This window comes from Tabrizicola piscis (genome assembly GCF_003940805.1).
Taxonomy (GTDB): Bacteria; Pseudomonadota; Alphaproteobacteria; order Rhodobacterales; family Rhodobacteraceae; genus Tabrizicola; species Tabrizicola piscis.
In genome coordinates this window covers 1,669,468-1,684,849 of the sequence record NZ_CP034328.1, presented here as the reverse complement: position 1 = coordinate 1,684,849, position 15,382 = coordinate 1,669,468, and the positions used below count along the sequence as shown (strand labels likewise).

General features: G+C 61.6%; 20 protein-coding genes. 19 read left to right on the top strand and 1 reads right to left on the bottom strand.

Going from position 1 to position 15,382, the window contains the following annotated elements:
• Window positions 1-271 precede the first annotated feature (271 nt).
• Both EI545_RS08130 and xrtE read left to right on the top strand, forming a co-directional pair.
• Window positions 272-1,153 carry a DMT family transporter gene (locus EI545_RS08130; RefSeq protein WP_125325009.1) on the top strand — a complete coding sequence of 294 codons (882 nt, stop codon included), beginning with the start codon at window positions 272-274 and terminating at the stop codon, window positions 1,151-1,153.
• A 78-nt stretch (window positions 1,154-1,231) separates the two neighbouring features.
• Complete coding sequence (xrtE, locus tag EI545_RS08125) at window positions 1,232-2,836, top strand: exosortase E/protease, VPEID-CTERM system (protein ID WP_125325008.1); 1,605 nt, start codon at window positions 1,232-1,234, stop codon at window positions 2,834-2,836.
• A gap of 56 nt (window positions 2,837-2,892) precedes the next feature.
• Here the strand turns inward: xrtE and EI545_RS08120 are convergent, their stop codons facing one another.
• Window positions 2,893-3,093: a VPEID-CTERM sorting domain-containing protein gene (locus EI545_RS08120; RefSeq protein ID WP_125325007.1), complete on the bottom strand. Its 201-nt coding sequence runs from the start codon at window positions 3,091-3,093 to the stop codon at window positions 2,893-2,895.
• Window positions 3,094-3,505: 412 nt separating this feature from the next.
• On the opposite strand from EI545_RS08120, the gene rpsL reads away from it, so the two are divergent.
• The 17 genes from rpsL to brnA all read left to right on the top strand — a co-directional run bounded on the left by rpsL (window position 3,506) and on the right by brnA (window position 15,324).
• Window positions 3,506-3,877 carry a 30S ribosomal protein S12 gene (rpsL, locus tag EI545_RS08115; protein ID WP_125325006.1) on the top strand — a complete coding sequence of 124 codons (372 nt, stop codon included), beginning with the start codon at window positions 3,506-3,508 and terminating at the stop codon, window positions 3,875-3,877.
• A gap of 11 nt (window positions 3,878-3,888) precedes the next feature.
• A complete protein-coding gene (rpsG, locus tag EI545_RS08110) occupies window positions 3,889-4,359 on the top strand; it encodes a 30S ribosomal protein S7 (protein ID WP_125325005.1) in 471 nt (156 codons plus the stop codon).
• A 9-nt stretch (window positions 4,360-4,368) separates the two neighbouring features.
• Complete coding sequence (gene fusA / locus EI545_RS08105; protein ID WP_125325004.1) at window positions 4,369-6,492, top strand: elongation factor G; 2,124 nt, start codon at window positions 4,369-4,371, stop codon at window positions 6,490-6,492.
• A gap of 86 nt (window positions 6,493-6,578) precedes the next feature.
• On the top strand, window positions 6,579-7,754 hold the full coding sequence (gene tuf, locus EI545_RS08100) for an elongation factor Tu (RefSeq protein WP_125325003.1): 1,176 nt from the start codon (window positions 6,579-6,581) through the stop codon (window positions 7,752-7,754).
• A 128-nt stretch (window positions 7,755-7,882) separates the two neighbouring features.
• Window positions 7,883-8,191 (top strand): 30S ribosomal protein S10, encoded by a 309-nt coding sequence (rpsJ, locus tag EI545_RS08095; protein ID WP_023666234.1) that lies wholly within the window; start codon window positions 7,883-7,885, stop codon window positions 8,189-8,191.
• Window positions 8,192-8,203: 12 nt separating this feature from the next.
• The gene (gene rplC, locus EI545_RS08090) at window positions 8,204-9,064 is read left to right on the top strand and encodes a 50S ribosomal protein L3 (RefSeq protein ID WP_125325002.1); all 861 of its coding nucleotides are present in this window, start codon (window positions 8,204-8,206) and stop codon (window positions 9,062-9,064) included.
• The gene (rplD, locus tag EI545_RS08085; RefSeq protein WP_125325001.1) at window positions 9,061-9,681 is read left to right on the top strand and encodes a 50S ribosomal protein L4; all 621 of its coding nucleotides are present in this window, start codon (window positions 9,061-9,063) and stop codon (window positions 9,679-9,681) included. Before rplC ends, rplD begins: the two co-directional genes overlap by 4 nt.
• Before the next feature lie 20 nt (window positions 9,682-9,701).
• A complete protein-coding gene (locus EI545_RS08080; RefSeq protein WP_125327296.1) occupies window positions 9,702-9,998 on the top strand; it encodes a 50S ribosomal protein L23 in 297 nt (98 codons plus the stop codon).
• An 85-nt stretch (window positions 9,999-10,083) separates the two neighbouring features.
• Window positions 10,084-11,073: a DUF4238 domain-containing protein gene (locus EI545_RS08075; protein WP_125325000.1), complete on the top strand. Its 990-nt coding sequence runs from the start codon at window positions 10,084-10,086 to the stop codon at window positions 11,071-11,073.
• Between the two features lie 217 nt (window positions 11,074-11,290).
• Window positions 11,291-12,130 carry a 50S ribosomal protein L2 gene (gene rplB / locus EI545_RS08070; RefSeq protein WP_125324999.1) on the top strand — a complete coding sequence of 280 codons (840 nt, stop codon included), beginning with the start codon at window positions 11,291-11,293 and terminating at the stop codon, window positions 12,128-12,130.
• A 3-nt stretch (window positions 12,131-12,133) separates the two neighbouring features.
• Window positions 12,134-12,412: a 30S ribosomal protein S19 gene (gene rpsS / locus EI545_RS08065; protein ID WP_125324998.1), complete on the top strand. Its 279-nt coding sequence runs from the start codon at window positions 12,134-12,136 to the stop codon at window positions 12,410-12,412.
• Between the two features lie 3 nt (window positions 12,413-12,415).
• The gene (gene rplV / locus EI545_RS08060) at window positions 12,416-12,805 is read left to right on the top strand and encodes a 50S ribosomal protein L22 (protein ID WP_125324997.1); all 390 of its coding nucleotides are present in this window, start codon (window positions 12,416-12,418) and stop codon (window positions 12,803-12,805) included.
• On the top strand, window positions 12,805-13,521 hold the full coding sequence (gene rpsC, locus EI545_RS08055; protein ID WP_125324996.1) for a 30S ribosomal protein S3: 717 nt from the start codon (window positions 12,805-12,807) through the stop codon (window positions 13,519-13,521). Before rplV ends, rpsC begins: the two co-directional genes overlap by 1 nt.
• Before the next feature lie 13 nt (window positions 13,522-13,534).
• Complete coding sequence (gene rplP / locus EI545_RS08050; protein ID WP_125324995.1) at window positions 13,535-13,948, top strand: 50S ribosomal protein L16; 414 nt, start codon at window positions 13,535-13,537, stop codon at window positions 13,946-13,948.
• Between the two features lie 226 nt (window positions 13,949-14,174).
• Window positions 14,175-14,798, top strand: coding sequence for a TIGR02466 family protein (locus EI545_RS08045; protein ID WP_125324994.1), 624 nt, complete (start codon window positions 14,175-14,177; stop codon window positions 14,796-14,798).
• 42 nt (window positions 14,799-14,840) lie between these two features.
• Window positions 14,841-15,104, top strand: a complete 264-nt coding sequence (locus tag EI545_RS08040) for a BrnT family toxin (RefSeq protein ID WP_125324993.1) — start codon at window positions 14,841-14,843, stop codon at window positions 15,102-15,104.
• A complete protein-coding gene (gene brnA, locus EI545_RS08035) occupies window positions 15,091-15,324 on the top strand; it encodes a type II toxin-antitoxin system BrnA family antitoxin (protein ID WP_216842505.1) in 234 nt (77 codons plus the stop codon). Before EI545_RS08040 ends, brnA begins: the two co-directional genes overlap by 14 nt.
• The last annotated feature ends 58 nt before the right edge of the window (window positions 15,325-15,382 follow it).

Below are 15,382 nucleotides of genomic sequence, written 5' to 3'. Positions count from 1 at the left end.
GCAGAGGCGAGATGAAAGGTCTTCGCGCTGAAAGCGCTCAATCTGACAACCGCGACCCCAGATCGCCCCCGGATGCACCCCAGATCACCCCGGATGCGCTCCCGTCGTACCCCGGGACAGACGCGCGCCTCTGGTGCCCATATCTGAACAAGGTCTTAGTCCACCTCGCTAAAGCATTGATTTTCCTGACCACGGTCCCTGTCCCGGCAAGGGACACTTCCCCTTCCCAATTCCGCCTGCTAGGCAGGTGGAACAAGGAAGGACCCCAATCTTGCCCCTCACCGACAACCTGCGTGGCATCCTCTTGATGTGTGCCTCGATGGCGGCCTTCACGATCAACGACGCCTTCATGAAGTCGGTGACCCTGACTCTGCCGCTCTACCAGACCATCGGCCTGCGCGGGCTGATCGCCGTGGTCGGCCTTGGCCTTCTGGTGCTGGCGACCGGGGCGTTTCGGGTGCGGCTGAACCGGCAGGATGGCTGGCTGATCCTGCTGCGCTCGCTCGCCGACGTGGCCGCGACGGTCCTGTTTCTGGAGGCCCTCCTGCGCATGCCGCTGGCCAACCTCTCGGCCATCCTCCAGGCGATGCCGCTGGCCATCACCCTCGGCGCGGCGCTGGTCTATGGCGACCGGATCGGCTGGCGGCGGATGACCGCCATTCTGGTGGGTCTGATCGGGGTCCTCATCATCATCCGGCCGGGAACCGAGGGCTTCGACCGCTGGGCACTCCTCGGCGTGGCCTCGGTCCTCTGCGTCGTGGTGCGTGACCTTTCGGTACGGCCCTTGCAGGGCCAAGTGCCCTCTGCGCTCGTGGCGCTTGGGGCGGCGGTGGCCGTCACGTCGATGGGCTGGATCGGGGCCGGGGTGCAGGGGCTGCAACCGCTTTCCGGAGGTGAGGCCCTGAAGGTCCTTGGCGCCGGCCTGTTCCTGATCGTGGGCTACCTTACATCAGTCATGGCCATGCGCAGCGGCGACATCGGCCTTGTGGCCCCCTTCCGCTATACCTCACTGCTGTGGGCCATCGCGCTTGGCCTGCTGGTCTTTGGCGACCTGCCCGATGGCTGGACCCTTCTGGGCGCGGCGATCGTCGTGGGGGCGGGGCTTTTCACCCTCTGGCGTGAGCGCAAGATCCGTTTGCTGGCCAAGACCTAAGGGCTTGTCACGCGCGCACTTGTCTGCAGAATTGCCGATCTGTAACGGATCGCGATGTGAAAAAACCTTGGAGCAAGAATGACAGTTGATGCAGCAAGGATCTCGTCCGTATGGCTTGGTCGGGCAGGGATCTTGCTGGCCATCTTCGTGCTGGAACTGGTGGCGATCTCTCTGGCCTATCAATTCCTGGCTGATATCGTCTGTGAGCATACCGACGCGATGGGTGCCTGCAACTTCCTTCGGGGCATGGTGCTGCGGGCGCTGGTCGTGCTTGGGGTTGCGGCCCTGCTGATCCGGGCATGGCCAGAGACTTTTGCTGAATTCCTGCAAAGCACCCGAACACATCGCAACAGCGCAGCCCGCGCTGTCCATTTCCTGGGTGTCCTCTTGATGGCCACCCCGCTGGTAGTTTTCTGGGGGCAGGACCTGTCCGCGCATTTCTCGCAGGCATTCTTGCCTTGGGCGGCAGGCGCCGTTCTGTCAATTGCGGGGGGGCTTTTGTGGCTTGCCCCCATGGACGCATGGGGAAGGGTGCTGTGGACCCGGCGTCACAGCACCGTGCCAATCCTGCTGCTTGCGGCACTGGTGCCCGACCTTGTGCTGAGCATCCGTCCAATCTGGGACTGGCAAGCCCTGACGGCCCTGACCTTTTCTGCGGTTGAGACCACGCTTCGTCTGTTCAGCGCCAATGTGGATTCCGAAGCCATCGAATATGTCATCGGCATCGACGATTTCTACGTCAGCATTGCACCGCAATGTTCCGGGGTTGAGGGGTTCGCCCTCGTGACGGTCTTCGTGGCAATCTATGCCTTCATCTTCCGGCAGGACGTTCGGATGAAGCGGTTCCTGTTGGTGATGTTGCCAATTGCGCTGCTCATGAGCTGGATCTTGAACATCCTGCGCATCGCGCTGCTGATCCTGATCGGAGCCCGGATCTCGCCCGAAATAGCGGTGAACGGTTTTCATTCCTACGCTGGCTGGCTGATGTTCACCTGCCTTGCCTTCGGGCTGATGGCGTTGGCACAGAAGGTCACCTGGCTGCACCGCGAGGGGACGCGCCCGGTCGTCGCGCAGCCATTGCGCAGCGACATCATTGCTGCCCAGCTGCTGCCTTTTGCGCTGTTCATGGTGACAAGCACGCTGATTGCGGCCCTGTTCCTGCACCCCGGGTTGGGGATGCCGGTCAACACCTTTGTTCTTGGCTTTGCGGTCCTGTTCTTCCTGCCGGTGTTCCGCCGCTTTGAATGGCAGCCGGATGCGGTGGCACTGGCCTCCGGCGCGGTCGTTGGTATCGGCTGGGTGCTTGCTGCGCCGGCGGCAGATGATCTTTTGACCGAAAGCCTGTTCGCTCTGCCGGTCTGGGCGCTTGCGCTTTGGGCCGTGACCCGGATCATCGGCACAGTCGTTCTGGTGCCCATCGTCGAAGAGATGTTTTTCCGCGGCTATCTGCTGGCGCGGTTGGATGGGCCACAGCTGTGGCGGCGCGCCGGGGCCGTTGTCCTGTCGAGCGCGGCCTTTGCACTTCTGCATGGCCGCTGGTTCGAGGCCGGTCTGGCAGGTCTGGTGTTTGCCGCGGTCATGCTGCGCCGGGGCCGCGTGTCTGATGCGATCTGGTCGCATGCCGTGGCCAATGGCGTTGTGGCTGCGGTTGCCGCGTGGCGCGGAGACTGGAGCCTGATCTGAAAAGGCAAGGGCCCCACTTGGGGGCCCTGAACTGTCGATTGGCAGTGCGTCGTCGCTTAGGCAGCGCGGCGGTTGCGTTCCCAGACAAAAGCCATGATCGCCAGAACTGCTGCGATTGCCAGCAGGCCGGCAGACGCATCAATCTCGGGCACGGAATGGCGGTTGCCATTGAAGCGAGGCCGTTGCGCCAGAGCCGGCAGCGCAGTGACCGCAAGGAGCAGGCCGGACGTGGTTAGGCTAGCAAAAATCTTGTTCATGACATCCCTCTGGAACCAACACATTAACTGAAGATAAACGGAATCGGCCTGTCGCGGAAGCCACAATCAGGACATATTCAGTTTTTCATCTAGAGGTGGAGTGGGTGTGGCAACCCTCGCGCCAAGGGCGTTCCGGGCGACCTTGGGGCGACCTCTGGGGCCCGTGTTGACACCCTCGGTGATTCCCCCTATACGCGCCGCAACCCAAGCTACCGGTCAAAATCGGGGCAGGGGTCAGAGCGCTTGAAGTGGTCATGATCCGGGCTTGACGCCCCGATCCTCTGGAAGTCCACCGCGGCATCCCCGGATAGGGGGTGGGTGCGGTGTTCGTGTTTTGCGATTCGCGCAAGGCACGGTCGAGAAGCGGCGCCCCTTACGGCTAAGGGGGCGAGTATCGAAACGAGGAACGTGAATGCCGACGATTCAACAGCTGATCCGGAAGCCCCGGGAAGCAGCGCCACGGAAGTCCAAGTCCCAGCACCTGGAATCCTGCCCGCAAAAGCGTGGGGTTTGCACCCGCGTCTATACCACCACCCCGAAGAAGCCGAACTCGGCCATGCGGAAAGTCGCCAAGGTGCGCCTGACCAATGGTTTTGAGGTGATCAGCTACATCCCCGGCGAAAAGCACAACCTTCAGGAACACTCTGTCGTCCTGATCCGTGGCGGCCGGGTGAAAGACCTTCCGGGTGTGCGTTACCACATCCTCCGCGGCGTTCTGGATACCCAGGGCGTGAAAGAGCGTCGTCAGCGTCGTTCGAAATACGGCGCCAAGCGTCCGAAGTGAGGAGATAGAGCATGTCCCGTCGTCACGCCGCCGAAAAGCGCGAAATCCTGCCCGATGCCAAGTTTGGCGACCGGGTGGTCACCAAGTTCATGAACAACCTGATGCTGGACGGCAAGAAGTCCGTCGCCGAAAGTATCGTCTATGGCGCGCTTGAGCGGGTTCAGACCCGTCTGAAGCGTCCCGCTGTCGAGGCGTTCCACGAAGCGCTCGACAACGTGAAGCCGTCGGTCGAGGTCCGCTCACGCCGCGTTGGCGGTGCGACCTATCAGGTCCCCGTCGAAGTCCGCACCGAGCGCCGTGAGGCGCTGGCGATCCGCTGGCTGATCATCGCTGCCCGCAAGCGCAACGAGAACACCATGGAAGAGCGTCTGGCTGCCGAACTGTCCGACGCCGTGCAGAACCGCGGCACCGCCGTGAAGAAGCGCGAAGACACCCACAAGATGGCCGACGCGAACAAAGCGTTCAGCCATTACCGCTGGTAAGAGGGCATCATGGCACGCGAATTCCCGCTGACGCGATACCGCAACTTCGGCATCATCGCTCATATCGATGCCGGCAAGACCACGACGTCCGAACGCATCCTCTACTACACCGGCAAGTCCCACAAGATCGGCGAAGTCCATGACGGCGCCGCGACGATGGACTGGATGGAGCAGGAGCAGGAGCGCGGGATCACGATCACCTCGGCTGCGACCACCACCTTCTGGGAGCGCACGATTGATCCGGGTCTGGAGCATGCTCGTTCGGACAAGTACCGCTTCAACATCATCGACACCCCCGGCCACGTCGACTTCACCATCGAAGTCGAACGTTCGCTGGCCGTGCTTGACGGTGCTGTCGTTCTCCTCGACGGCAACGCCGGGGTTGAGCCGCAGACGGAAACCGTCTGGCGTCAGGCTGACCGCTACAAGGTTCCGCGGATCGTGTTCGTCAACAAGATGGACAAGACCGGCGCGGACTACTTCAAGTGCGTCCGCATGATCAAGGACCGTACCGGCGCCAATGCGATGCCGGTCGCCCTGCCGATTGGCGCGGAAGACAAGCTGGAAGGGATCATCGATCTCGTGACCATGGAAGAATGGGTCTACGAGGGCGAAGATCTGGGCGCGTCGTGGAAGCGTCAGCCGATCCGCGAAAGCCTTAAGGCCGAAGCCGACGAATGGCGCATGAACCTGGTGGAAACCGCCGTGGGTCAGGACGACGCCGCGATGGAAGCCTACCTTGAAGGCAATGAGCCCGACGCAGACACGCTGCGCGCGCTGATCCGCAAGGGAACGCTGGCTATCGACTTCATCCCGGTTTTTGCAGGCTCCGCCTTCAAGAACAAGGGTGTCCAGCCGCTTCTGAACGCCGTGATCGACTATCTGCCCTCGCCTCTCGACGTGCCGCCCTACATGGGCTTTGCGCCGGGTGACGAGACGGAAACCCGCAACATTGCGCGGTCGGCCGATGACGCACAGCCCTTCTCGGGCCTTGCGTTCAAGATCATGAACGACCCCTTCGTCGGCTCCCTGACCTTCACCCGGATTTACTCGGGCAAGCTGGGCAAGGGAGACGCGATGCTGAACGCAACCAAGCAGCGCAAAGAGCGCGTTGGCCGTATGATGATGATGCATGCGATTGACCGGGAAGAGATTTCCGAAGCCTTCGCCGGTGACATCATCGCGCTTGGCGGTCTGAAGGAAACCACCACCGGTGACACGCTCTGTGATCCGGCGGCACCCGTTGTTCTGGAAACCATGACCTTCCCGGTCCCGGTGATCGAGATCGCGGTGGAACCCAAGACCAAGGCCGACCAGGAAAAGATGGGCATCGCTTTGGCCCGTCTGGCTGCCGAAGACCCGTCCTTCCGCGTGGAAACTGACCTCGAAAGCGGCCAGACCATCATGAAGGGCATGGGCGAACTTCACCTTGATATCCTCGTCGACCGCATGCGTCGCGAATTCAAGGTCGAGGCGAACATCGGCGCCCCGCAGGTGGCTTACCGCGAAACGATCAGCCGCGAGCACGAGATCGACTATACGCACAAGAAGCAGACCGGTGGTACCGGCCAGTTCGCGCGCGTCAAGCTGATCATCTCGCCGACCGAACCGGGCGAAGGCTATTCGTTCGAATCGAAGATCGTCGGTGGTGCGGTGCCGAAGGAATACATCCCCGGCGTCGAAAAAGGCATCAAGTCGGTCATGGACTCCGGTCCTCTGGCAGGCTTCCCGGTGATCGACTTCAAGGTCTCGCTGATCGACGGCGCGTTCCATGACGTTGACTCCTCGGTGCTGGCGTTCGAAATCGCGTCGCGGGCTGCAATGCGCGAAGGTCTGAAGAAGGCCGGTGCGAAACTGCTGGAACCGATCATGAAGGTCGAAGTCGTCACGCCGGAGGAATACACCGGCGGCGTCATCGGCGACCTGACCTCGCGTCGGGGCATGATCAACGGCCAGGACAGCCGCGGCAACGCGAACGTCATCGCCGCCATGGTTCCGCTGGCGAACATGTTCGGCTACATCAACCAGCTGCGTTCGATGACCTCGGGCCGCGCGGTGTTCTCGATGGAGTTCGACCATTACGACACCGTTCCGGAAAACCTGAGCCAGGAAATCCAGAAGAAATACGCTTAACGGTGCGGCGGGCTGAAGCCCGCCCTACCACCCTGTAGGCCGGGCTTCAGCCCGGCGCCCCGAAAATCGAATGAGGAGTGACCCTGATGGGCAAGGCAAAGTTTGAACGGAACAAACCGCACGTCAACATTGGCACGATCGGCCACGTTGACCACGGCAAGACGACGCTGACGGCGGCGATCACGAAGTATTTCGGCGAATTCCGCGCCTATGACCAGATCGACGGCGCGCCGGAAGAGCGGGCTCGCGGGATCACGATCTCGACCGCCCACGTGGAATATGAGACCGAGAACCGTCACTACGCCCACGTCGACTGCCCCGGCCACGCCGACTATGTGAAGAACATGATCACCGGTGCCGCCCAGATGGACGGCGCGATCCTGGTCTGCGCCGCCTCGGACGGCCCGATGCCGCAAACGCGCGAGCACATCCTGCTTGGCCGTCAGGTCGGCATTCCGTACATGGTCTGCTACATGAACAAGATCGACCTCGTCGACGACGAGGAACTGATCGAACTCGTGGAAATGGAAATCCGTGAGCTGTTCTCCAGCTACGAATACCCGGGCGATGACATTCCGATCATCAAGGGTTCGGCCCACCAGGCCATGATCGGTGAGCGCAAGGACATCGGTGAAGACTCGATCCGCGCGCTGATGGCGGCGGTTGACAGCTACATCCCGACCCCGGCGCGGGCGATCGACCAGCCGTTCCTGATGCCGATCGAAGACGTGTTCTCGATCTCGGGCCGCGGCACGGTTGTCACGGGGCGTATCGAGCGTGGCGTGATCAACGTTGGCGACGAAATCGAAATCGTCGGCATCCGCGACACCAAGAAGTCGGTCTGCACCGGTGTGGAAATGTTCCGCAAGCTCCTCGACCGTGGGGAAGCTGGCGACAACGTCGGCATCCTGCTGCGCGGCATCGACCGTGAGGGCGTGGAGCGTGGCCAGGTTCTCTGCAAGCCGAAGTCGGTGAACCCGCACACCAAGTTCGAGGCTGAGGCCTACATCCTGACCAAGGAAGAAGGCGGCCGCCACACGCCGTTCTTCGCGAACTACCGTCCGCAGTTCTACTTCCGCACCACGGACGTGACCGGGACCGTGCAGCTGCCGGAAGGCACTGAAATGGTGATGCCGGGCGACAACCTGAAGTTCGTGGTCGAGCTGATCGCCCCGATCGCGATGGAAGAAAAACTGCGCTTCGCCATCCGCGAAGGCGGCCGCACCGTCGGCGCCGGCGTCGTGTCGAAAATCATCGCCTAAAGGCGGTTGCACTAACGCGGGGCGGGCTGTAGAAGCCCGCCCTTCGACCTCTACCAGACGACCAACGAAACAGAACCTCTTGGGTCGGCGATCCGCGCCGGCGCCTATGTTCTAAAAGGAAAAAACCGATGCAAGGTCAGACCATCCGCATCCGGCTCAAGGCCTTCGATTACCGCGTGCTGGACGCCAGCACCCAGGAAATCGTGAACACCGCCAAGCGGACCGGCGCGCAAGTGCGCGGCCCGATCCCGCTGCCGAACAAGATTGAGAAGTTCACGGTTCTCCGTGGTCCGCACATCGACAAGAAGTCGCGCGACCAGTGGGAAATCCGGACGCACAAGCGCCTTCTCGACATCGTAGACCCGACCCCGCAGACCGTGGACGCGCTCATGAAGCTCGACCTTGCCGCCGGCGTCGACGTCGAAATCAAAGTGTAAGGGGGCATCAAGATGCGCTCTGGCGTTATTGCAAAGAAGCTGGGCATGACCCGGCTGTTCCTGGCAGATGGCAAGCAGGTTCCGGTGACGGTTCTGCAGCTGGACAGCCTTCAGGTCGTCGCCCAACGCACTGCCGACAAGGATGGCTACACCGCCGTCCAGCTTGGCGCTGGTGTGGCCAAGGCCAAACGGACCACCGCTGCGCAGCGTGGGCACTTTGCCCGTGCGAACGTGGCGCCCAAGCGCAAGATCGCAGAATTCCGGGTTACCCCGGACTGCATGATCGGCGTTGGGGAAGAAATCACCGCTGACCACTACTTTGCCGGTCAGTTCGTGGATGTTGCCGGCACGTCGGTCGGTAAAGGCTTTCAGGGTGCCATGAAGCGGCACAACTTCGGCGGCCTTCGGGCGTCGCACGGTGTGTCGGTTTCGCACCGTTCGCACGGTTCGACCGGCCAGTGCCAGGACCCCGGCAAGGTGTTCAAGGGCAAGAAGATGGCTGGCCACATGGGTGCCGTGCGCACGACCACGCAGAACCTGCAGGTCATCCGTACCGATGCCGACCGTGGTCTGATCATGATCAAGGGCGCGGTCCCCGGATCGAAGGGCGGCTGGGTCACGGTCAAGGATGCGGTGAAGAAGCCGTTCCCGACCATGGCGATTCTGCCTGCGGCGTTGCGTTCGGCTGCCAAGGCAGCAGCGGAAGCAGCTGAAGCGGCAGCAGCAGCGGCAGCAGCCGAAGCGGCAGCAGCGGAAGAAGCCAAGCTGGCAGCGCAGGCTGCCGAGCAGGCGGCGCTGGAAGCCTCGGCAGCAGAAGGCACTGCAGCCGAAAATGAAGCGGGCGAGACGAAGCCCGAAGGCGGTGAAGCATGAAACTCGATGTGATCAAGCTCGATGGCGGCAAGGCCGGTTCCATCGATCTGGACGAGGCGCTGTTCGGGCTCGACCCGCGCGCCGACATCCTGCACCGCGTGGTGCGCTGGCAGCGGGCGAAATCCCAGGCCGGCACCCATTCGACGCTGACCCGGGCCGAGGTTTCGTACTCGACCAAGAAGATCTATCGCCAGAAGGGCACCGGCGGCGCACGCCACGGTTCCAAGAAGGCGCCGATCTTCCGGCACGGTGGCGTCGTGAAGGGCCCGACCCCGCGCAGCCACGCCCATGACCTGCCGAAGAAGTTCCGCGCCCTTGGGCTGCGGCACGCTCTGTCGGCCAAGGCCAAGGCGGGTGAGCTGGTGATCCTTGACGCGGCCACGCTGGCCGATGCCAAGACCGGTACGCTGGCCAAGATGAAGTCGGAGCTGGGCTGGAAGCGCGTTCTGGTGATCGACGGGGCTTCCGTCGACGCGAACTTCGCGCTGGCGGCCCGCAATCTGGACGGCATGGACGTGCTCCCGACGATGGGCGCCAACGTCTATGACATCCTCAAGCGCGATACGCTGGTCATCACCAAGGCCGGTCTCGAAGCCCTGGAGGCTCGCCTGAAATGAGCAAAGCACCCAAAAGCGCCGTGGCTGTGAAGCCCGAGCATTACGACGTGATCCGCAAGCCCGTCATCACCGAAAAGGCCACCATGGCCTCGGAAGCTGGTGCCGTAGTGTTCCAGGTCGCGATGGACAGCACCAAGCCGATGATCAAGGAAGCCGTCGAGGCGATCTTTGGCGTCAAGGTGAAGGCCGTGAACACCACCATCACCAAAGGCAAGGCCAAGAAGTTCCGCGGTCGCGCAGGCGAGCGTTCGGACAAGAAGAAGGCCTATGTCATGCTGGAAGATGGTCAGACGATCGACGTCACGACTGGTCTTTGAGCGAGAGTCGGGCTGAAGCCCGACCTACATTTGCGAAAGCCCCTGCCGAAAGGTGGGGGCTTTTTGCATTGAATGATCTTCATCGATGAACGTGGTGCTCGAAATGACTTCAAGGACCAAGAAGCAGCATGTTGTTCCACGCTTCTATCTGAACAAGTTCTGCGACCCCGGCGGACTCGTTTGGACGTACTCGAGCGGGAACAACCCGCGTGCTGACAAGCCAGAAGCTACTGCCGTAGAGACAAACTTCTACAGTCCAATTGGTGGGACCGGTGAAAGGTTCGACGAGGTTGAAAAGCTTTTGGGGGCAATCGAAGGTAACGCTGCTCCTCTATGGGATAAGCTAACGGAGGGAAAGGTATTCAAGGGAGAAGAGCGTGAACACATAGCTCTCTTCCTAGCCGCACAGTATCTGCGCTCCCCTTCTGTCGTTGGTGCAGGCGCAGAAATGATGGCCCACTTGGCACATCATACCGCCCAGTTAATCGCCTCCGACCAAGAAGTTCATGAGCAGTCTGTCGACCGGTACGAGGAAGCAACGGGCGATGTGATTTCACCAGAAGAGCGCGAAAAGATGCGCACTTTTCTAAATGACCCGAGCAATTTCTCGATAAGTGTCCTGCGCTCGGCGGGGCTGCCAATGCTGGGTGGAATAGGGAACCTCGCGAACATCTTCTTGAATATGAAATGGGTTGTTGGGCGCAGCAAGGACCAGCACCTTATCACGTCGGATAGTCCGGTTACGAGGGTATCTGATCCGGCAACACACAGGCCGTTCTACGGGGACGGCGCTTTCGCAAACAAGACAGTACGGGTCAGTTTCCCGCTCACCCCAACACGAATCGTTGAGCTGACGTGGCAGGGAGAAGAAAGGGAGCGGGTCGTAGAAATACCGAAGCGAATGGCTCGCGAAATGAACGGACTTCGAGCGGCGCAAGCGGAGCGTTTCGTCTATGCTTCTCTTAACGACGACGGCATTGTAAGGCTCTGCGACAAGTGGTTGGATCGCGAGAAGCGCCCGAAGATTGTCACGAGCAGTGACGTGCCTTCGATCAATGTGAAGCGGAAGTTGTAAGGGGTCCCGACCACTAAGAATCCTTCTTCCCCCCATTGCCACCCCCACCCCCGTCTGCTAATCCCGCGCCACGCCAGAAGCCCCGGATTCGTCCGGGGCTCTTGGTTTGTTCGTTCCCGATGCAGCCGCAGAAGGAATGGGCACCAAATCGGGGATCTTCGGAGCCCTTCACCGCAGAGGTTGCAAGACCCTGCATGCAAACGGAAGACAGAGAAACATGGCACTCAAGTCGTATAAGCCGACGACGCCTGGCCAGCGAGGGCTGGTTCTGATCGACCGTTCGGAGCTGTGGAAAGGCCGTCCGGTCAAAGCCCTTACTGAGGGTTTGAACCGTACCGGTGGCCGGAACAACACCGGACGTGTCACGATGTGGCACAAGGGCGGGGGCGCCAAGCGCCTTTACCGTGTGGTCGATTTCAAGCGCACCAAGTTCGACATCGCGGCGGTCGTCGAGCGGATCGAATATGATCCGAACCGCACCGCCTTCATCGCTCTGGTCAAGTACGCCGATGGCGAGCTGGCCTATATCCTGGCGCCGCAGCGTCTGGCCGTTGGAGACAGCGTCATCGCTGGCGCCAAGACCGACGTGAAGCCGGGCAACGCCATGCCCTTCAGCGGCATGCCGATCGGGACGATCGTCCACAACGTGGAACTGAAGCCCGGCAAGGGCGGCCAGTTGGCCCGTGCGGCGGGCACCTATGCCCAGTTCGTCGGCCGTGACGGCTCTTACGCGCAGATCCGCCTGTCGTCTGGCGAACTGCGTCTTGTCCGTCAGGAATGCATGGCCACCATCGGTGCCGTGTCGAACCCCGACAACTCGAACCAGAACTTTGGTAAAGCCGGCCGTATGCGGCACAAGGGCGTTCGCCCCACCGTTCGCGGTGTTGCGATGAACCCGATCGACCACCCGCATGGCGGCGGCGAAGGCCGTACCTCGGGCGGCCGTCACCCGGTCACCCCGTGGGGCAAAGGCACCAAAGGCAACAAGACCCGCAAGCCGAAGGCTTCTGACAGCCTGATCGTCCGCTCGCGGCACGCCAAGAAGAAAGGGCGCTAATCCATGGCACGTTCCATCTGGAAGGGCCCGTTCGTCGACGGCTATGTCCTGAAGAAGGCCGAAAAGGCCAAGGCCGGTGGCAAGTCCGAAGTGATCAAGATCTGGTCGCGCCGGTCCACCATCCTGCCGCAGTTCGTTGGCCTGACCTTCGCGGTCTACAACGGCAAGAAGCACATCCCGGTCAACGTGACTGAGGAAATGATCGGCCAGAAGTTCGGTGAATATTCGCCGACGCGGACCTACTACGGTCACGCCGCCGACAAGAAAGCGAAGAGGAAGTAAGCCATGGGTAAGGACAACAATCCGCGCCGCGTGGCGGACAACGAAGCCATGGCGATCAGCCGCATGCTTCGCACCTCGCCGCAGAAACTGAACCTCGTCGCCGGTCTGATCCGGGGCAAGAAGGTGGACAAGGCGCTTGCCGACCTCACCTTCTCCAAGCGCCGCATCGCGGGTGACGTGAAGAAGTGCCTGCAGTCGGCCATCGCCAATGCGGAAAACAACCACAACCTCGACGTGGACAGCCTGATCGTGGCGGAAGCCTGGGTCGGCAAGAACCTTGTCATGAAGCGCGGTCGTCCGCGTGCTCGGGGCCGGTTCGGCAAGATCATGAAGCCGTTTTCCGAGATCACCATCAAGGTCCGCCAAGCCGCGGCAGCCGGGGAGTCTGCATAATGGGTCAGAAGGTCAATCCGATCGGTATGCGCCTCCAGGTCAACCGTACCTGGGACAGCCGCTGGTTCGCTGAATCGAAAGACTACGGCAACCTCCTGCTGGAAGATCTCCGCATGCGCGAGTTCATCCACAAGGAACTGAAGCAGGCCGGCATCAGCCGTGTGATCATCGAACGTCCGCACAAGAAGTGCCGTGTGACCATTCACACTGCACGTCCTGGCGTGATCATCGGCAAGAAGGGCGCGGACATCGAGACGCTTCGCAAGAAGCTGACCGTGTTCACCAAGTCCGAACTGCACCTCAACATCGTCGAAGTCCGCAAGCCGGAACTTGACGCCCAACTGGTGGCCGAGTCGATCGCCCAGCAGATGGAACGTCGCGTCTCCTTCCGTCGCGCCATGAAGCGTGGCGTGCAGAACGCGATGCGGATGGGTGCGCTTGGTATCCGCGTGAACGTCGCCGGCCGTCTTGGCGGCGCCGAAATCGCCCGGACCGAATGGTACCGCGAAGGTCGTGTGCCGCTGCACACGCTCCGCGCCGACATCGACTATGCGCTGTCGGAAGCCGAGACCCCTTACGGGATCATCGGTGTGAAGGTCTGGATCTTCAAAGGCGAAATCCTTGAGCATGATCCGCAGGCCCATGATCGTCGTCTTGCCGAAGCGGCTGACGGCCCGGCCCCCCGTGGTCCGCGCCGCGACCGCGAACGCGCGTAAGGAGTAGAATGAGATGCTGCAACCAAAGCGCACGAAATTCCGCAAGATGCACAAGGGCCGCATCCATGGCGAAGCCAAGGGTGGGTTCCTGCTGAACTTCGGCTCCTTCGCCCTGAAAGCGACCGAGCCGGAGCGTGTCACCGCCCGCCAGATCGAAGCGGCCCGCCGCGCGATCACCCGCCACATGAAGCGTCAGGGCCGGGTCTGGATCCGGATTTTCCCGGACGTTCCAGTGTCGGCCAAGCCCGTCGAAGTGCGTATGGGTAAAGGCAAAGGCTCCACCGACTACTGGGCGGCCAAGGTCAAGCCGGGCCGGATCATGTTCGAAATCGACGGCGTGTCCGAAGAAATCGCGCGTGAGGCCCTGCGTCTGGGCGCTATGAAACTCCCGGTCACCACGCGCGTCGTCGCGAAGGAAGACTGGTAAGGGTGGTGGGTTAACTCCCACCCTACGAGATCGGCCCCCGCTGGAAACGGCGGGGGCTTCTTTCTTTGTCAGATTTGCCCAAAGCAAATCTGACCGCGCCCGACCCGCCCCCCTGGGGCGGGCGCGATATATCGCTCCCACCCCAGCGTGCCGGTCGCGGTCAGCTTTGCACCCGACCGAAAGGGCTGCTATTTCAGGAGACACGCATATCATTCGGAACGAACCGATGCCCACCATCACCTCCCTCTTCGTCACCCGTCTCTACCGCGCCGGTCTCAATGACCTTGCAAAGAAGAAGGTCGACTATGCCGAACTCCACCAGACCTGCGACATGGTGGCCGAGGATGACGAGGCCGGGCAGGAATGGTGCGAGGCGAACGGGTATCCCGGCTACACCTCCTATGCCTCGCTGGACGACCTGCCCTGGCGGATGCCGATCTTTGGTGATCTGGAAAAGGCGCTGGACAAGCACGTCGCGGCCTTCTGCAAGGACCTCGGCTTCGACCTTGGCGACAAGAAGCTGAAATGCAATTCCCTCTGGATCAACATCCTGCCCGAAGGCGGCACCCACGCCAGCCACATCCACCCGCACTCGGTGATCTCGGGCACGACCTATGTCGCGATGCCGGAGGGGACCTCCGCGCTCAAGCTGGAGGACCCCCGCCTGCCGATGATGATGCTGGCCCCGGTCCCCCTGAAAACCGCGCCGCAAGAACTGCAGCGGTTCGTCTATGTGAAGCCCGCGGTGGGCGAGGTTCTCCTCTGGGAAAGCTGGCTGCGCCACGAGGTACCGATGAACATGTCCGAGGAGGAACGGATCTCGGTCAGCTTCAACTATGGGTGGGCGTGACCGCGCACTTGAAATGGTATAGTTTCTATACTATATTGCCTCATGGAGTTCGAGTTCGACCCAGACAAGAGTGCCGCCAACAAAGTCAAGCACGGCATCGACTTCGTCGAGGCTCAGGCACTTTGGCAGGATGACGGGCTGGCCGATGCTCCGGTCGTATCGGATGGCGAGCCGCGCTTCCTTGTGATCGGTCGGATCGACGGCAAGCACTGGACGGCGGTCTGCACTCTTCGCGGTGAGGTGGTGCGGATCATCTCGGTCCGGAGGGCGCGAAAAACGGAGGTGATGTTCTATGACGGCGCGTGAGACGATTACGACCGAACAGTTCGACGAAATGTTCGACAATGGCGAAGATGTCAGCGCTTACGTCGACTGGTCCAAAGCCCGCCGCCCCAATCAGGAGGCGCGGCGCGTGAACGTGGACTTTCCGGCTTGGATGGTCCGCGACCTCGACAAGGAGGCCGGGCGTCTGGGAGTGACGCGGCAGTCGCTGATCAAGATGTGGATCGCGGAGAAGTTGGGGTAGCATACTGGCATGCGCGTCGAAGACAAAGAACGGAGGCATCCAAACCGAGCCGAACGCA

Bases quoted from the DNA above. Each gene is read 5' to 3' on its own strand.
- rpsS (WP_125324998.1), top strand. From the start codon at position 12,134: ATGGCACGTTCCATCTGGAAGGGCCCGTTCGTCGACGGCTATGTCCTG.
- rplP (WP_125324995.1), top strand. From the start codon at position 13,535: ATGCTGCAACCAAAGCGCACGAAATTCCGCAAGATGCACAAGGGCCGC.
- EI545_RS08075 (WP_125325000.1), top strand. From the start codon at position 10,084: ATGAACGTGGTGCTCGAAATGACTTCAAGGACCAAGAAGCAGCATGTT.
- xrtE (WP_125325008.1), top strand. From the start codon at position 1,232: ATGACAGTTGATGCAGCAAGGATCTCGTCCGTATGGCTTGGTCGGGCA.
- EI545_RS08120 (WP_125325007.1), bottom strand. From the start codon at position 3,093: ATGAACAAGATTTTTGCTAGCCTAACCACGTCCGGCCTGCTCCTTGCG.
- rplC (WP_125325002.1), top strand. From the start codon at position 8,204: ATGCGCTCTGGCGTTATTGCAAAGAAGCTGGGCATGACCCGGCTGTTC.
- rplB (WP_125324999.1), top strand. From the start codon at position 11,291: ATGGCACTCAAGTCGTATAAGCCGACGACGCCTGGCCAGCGAGGGCTG.
- rpsL (WP_125325006.1), top strand. From the start codon at position 3,506: ATGCCGACGATTCAACAGCTGATCCGGAAGCCCCGGGAAGCAGCGCCA.
- EI545_RS08045 (WP_125324994.1), top strand. From the start codon at position 14,175: ATGCCCACCATCACCTCCCTCTTCGTCACCCGTCTCTACCGCGCCGGT.
- brnA (WP_216842505.1), top strand. From the start codon at position 15,091: ATGACGGCGCGTGAGACGATTACGACCGAACAGTTCGACGAAATGTTC.
- rpsG (WP_125325005.1), top strand. From the start codon at position 3,889: ATGTCCCGTCGTCACGCCGCCGAAAAGCGCGAAATCCTGCCCGATGCC.
- EI545_RS08040 (WP_125324993.1), top strand. From the start codon at position 14,841: ATGGAGTTCGAGTTCGACCCAGACAAGAGTGCCGCCAACAAAGTCAAG.
- rplD (WP_125325001.1), top strand. From the start codon at position 9,061: ATGAAACTCGATGTGATCAAGCTCGATGGCGGCAAGGCCGGTTCCATC.
- rplV (WP_125324997.1), top strand. From the start codon at position 12,416: ATGGGTAAGGACAACAATCCGCGCCGCGTGGCGGACAACGAAGCCATG.
- fusA (WP_125325004.1), top strand. From the start codon at position 4,369: ATGGCACGCGAATTCCCGCTGACGCGATACCGCAACTTCGGCATCATC.
- rpsC (WP_125324996.1), top strand. From the start codon at position 12,805: ATGGGTCAGAAGGTCAATCCGATCGGTATGCGCCTCCAGGTCAACCGT.
- rpsJ (WP_023666234.1), top strand. From the start codon at position 7,883: ATGCAAGGTCAGACCATCCGCATCCGGCTCAAGGCCTTCGATTACCGC.
- tuf (WP_125325003.1), top strand. From the start codon at position 6,579: ATGGGCAAGGCAAAGTTTGAACGGAACAAACCGCACGTCAACATTGGC.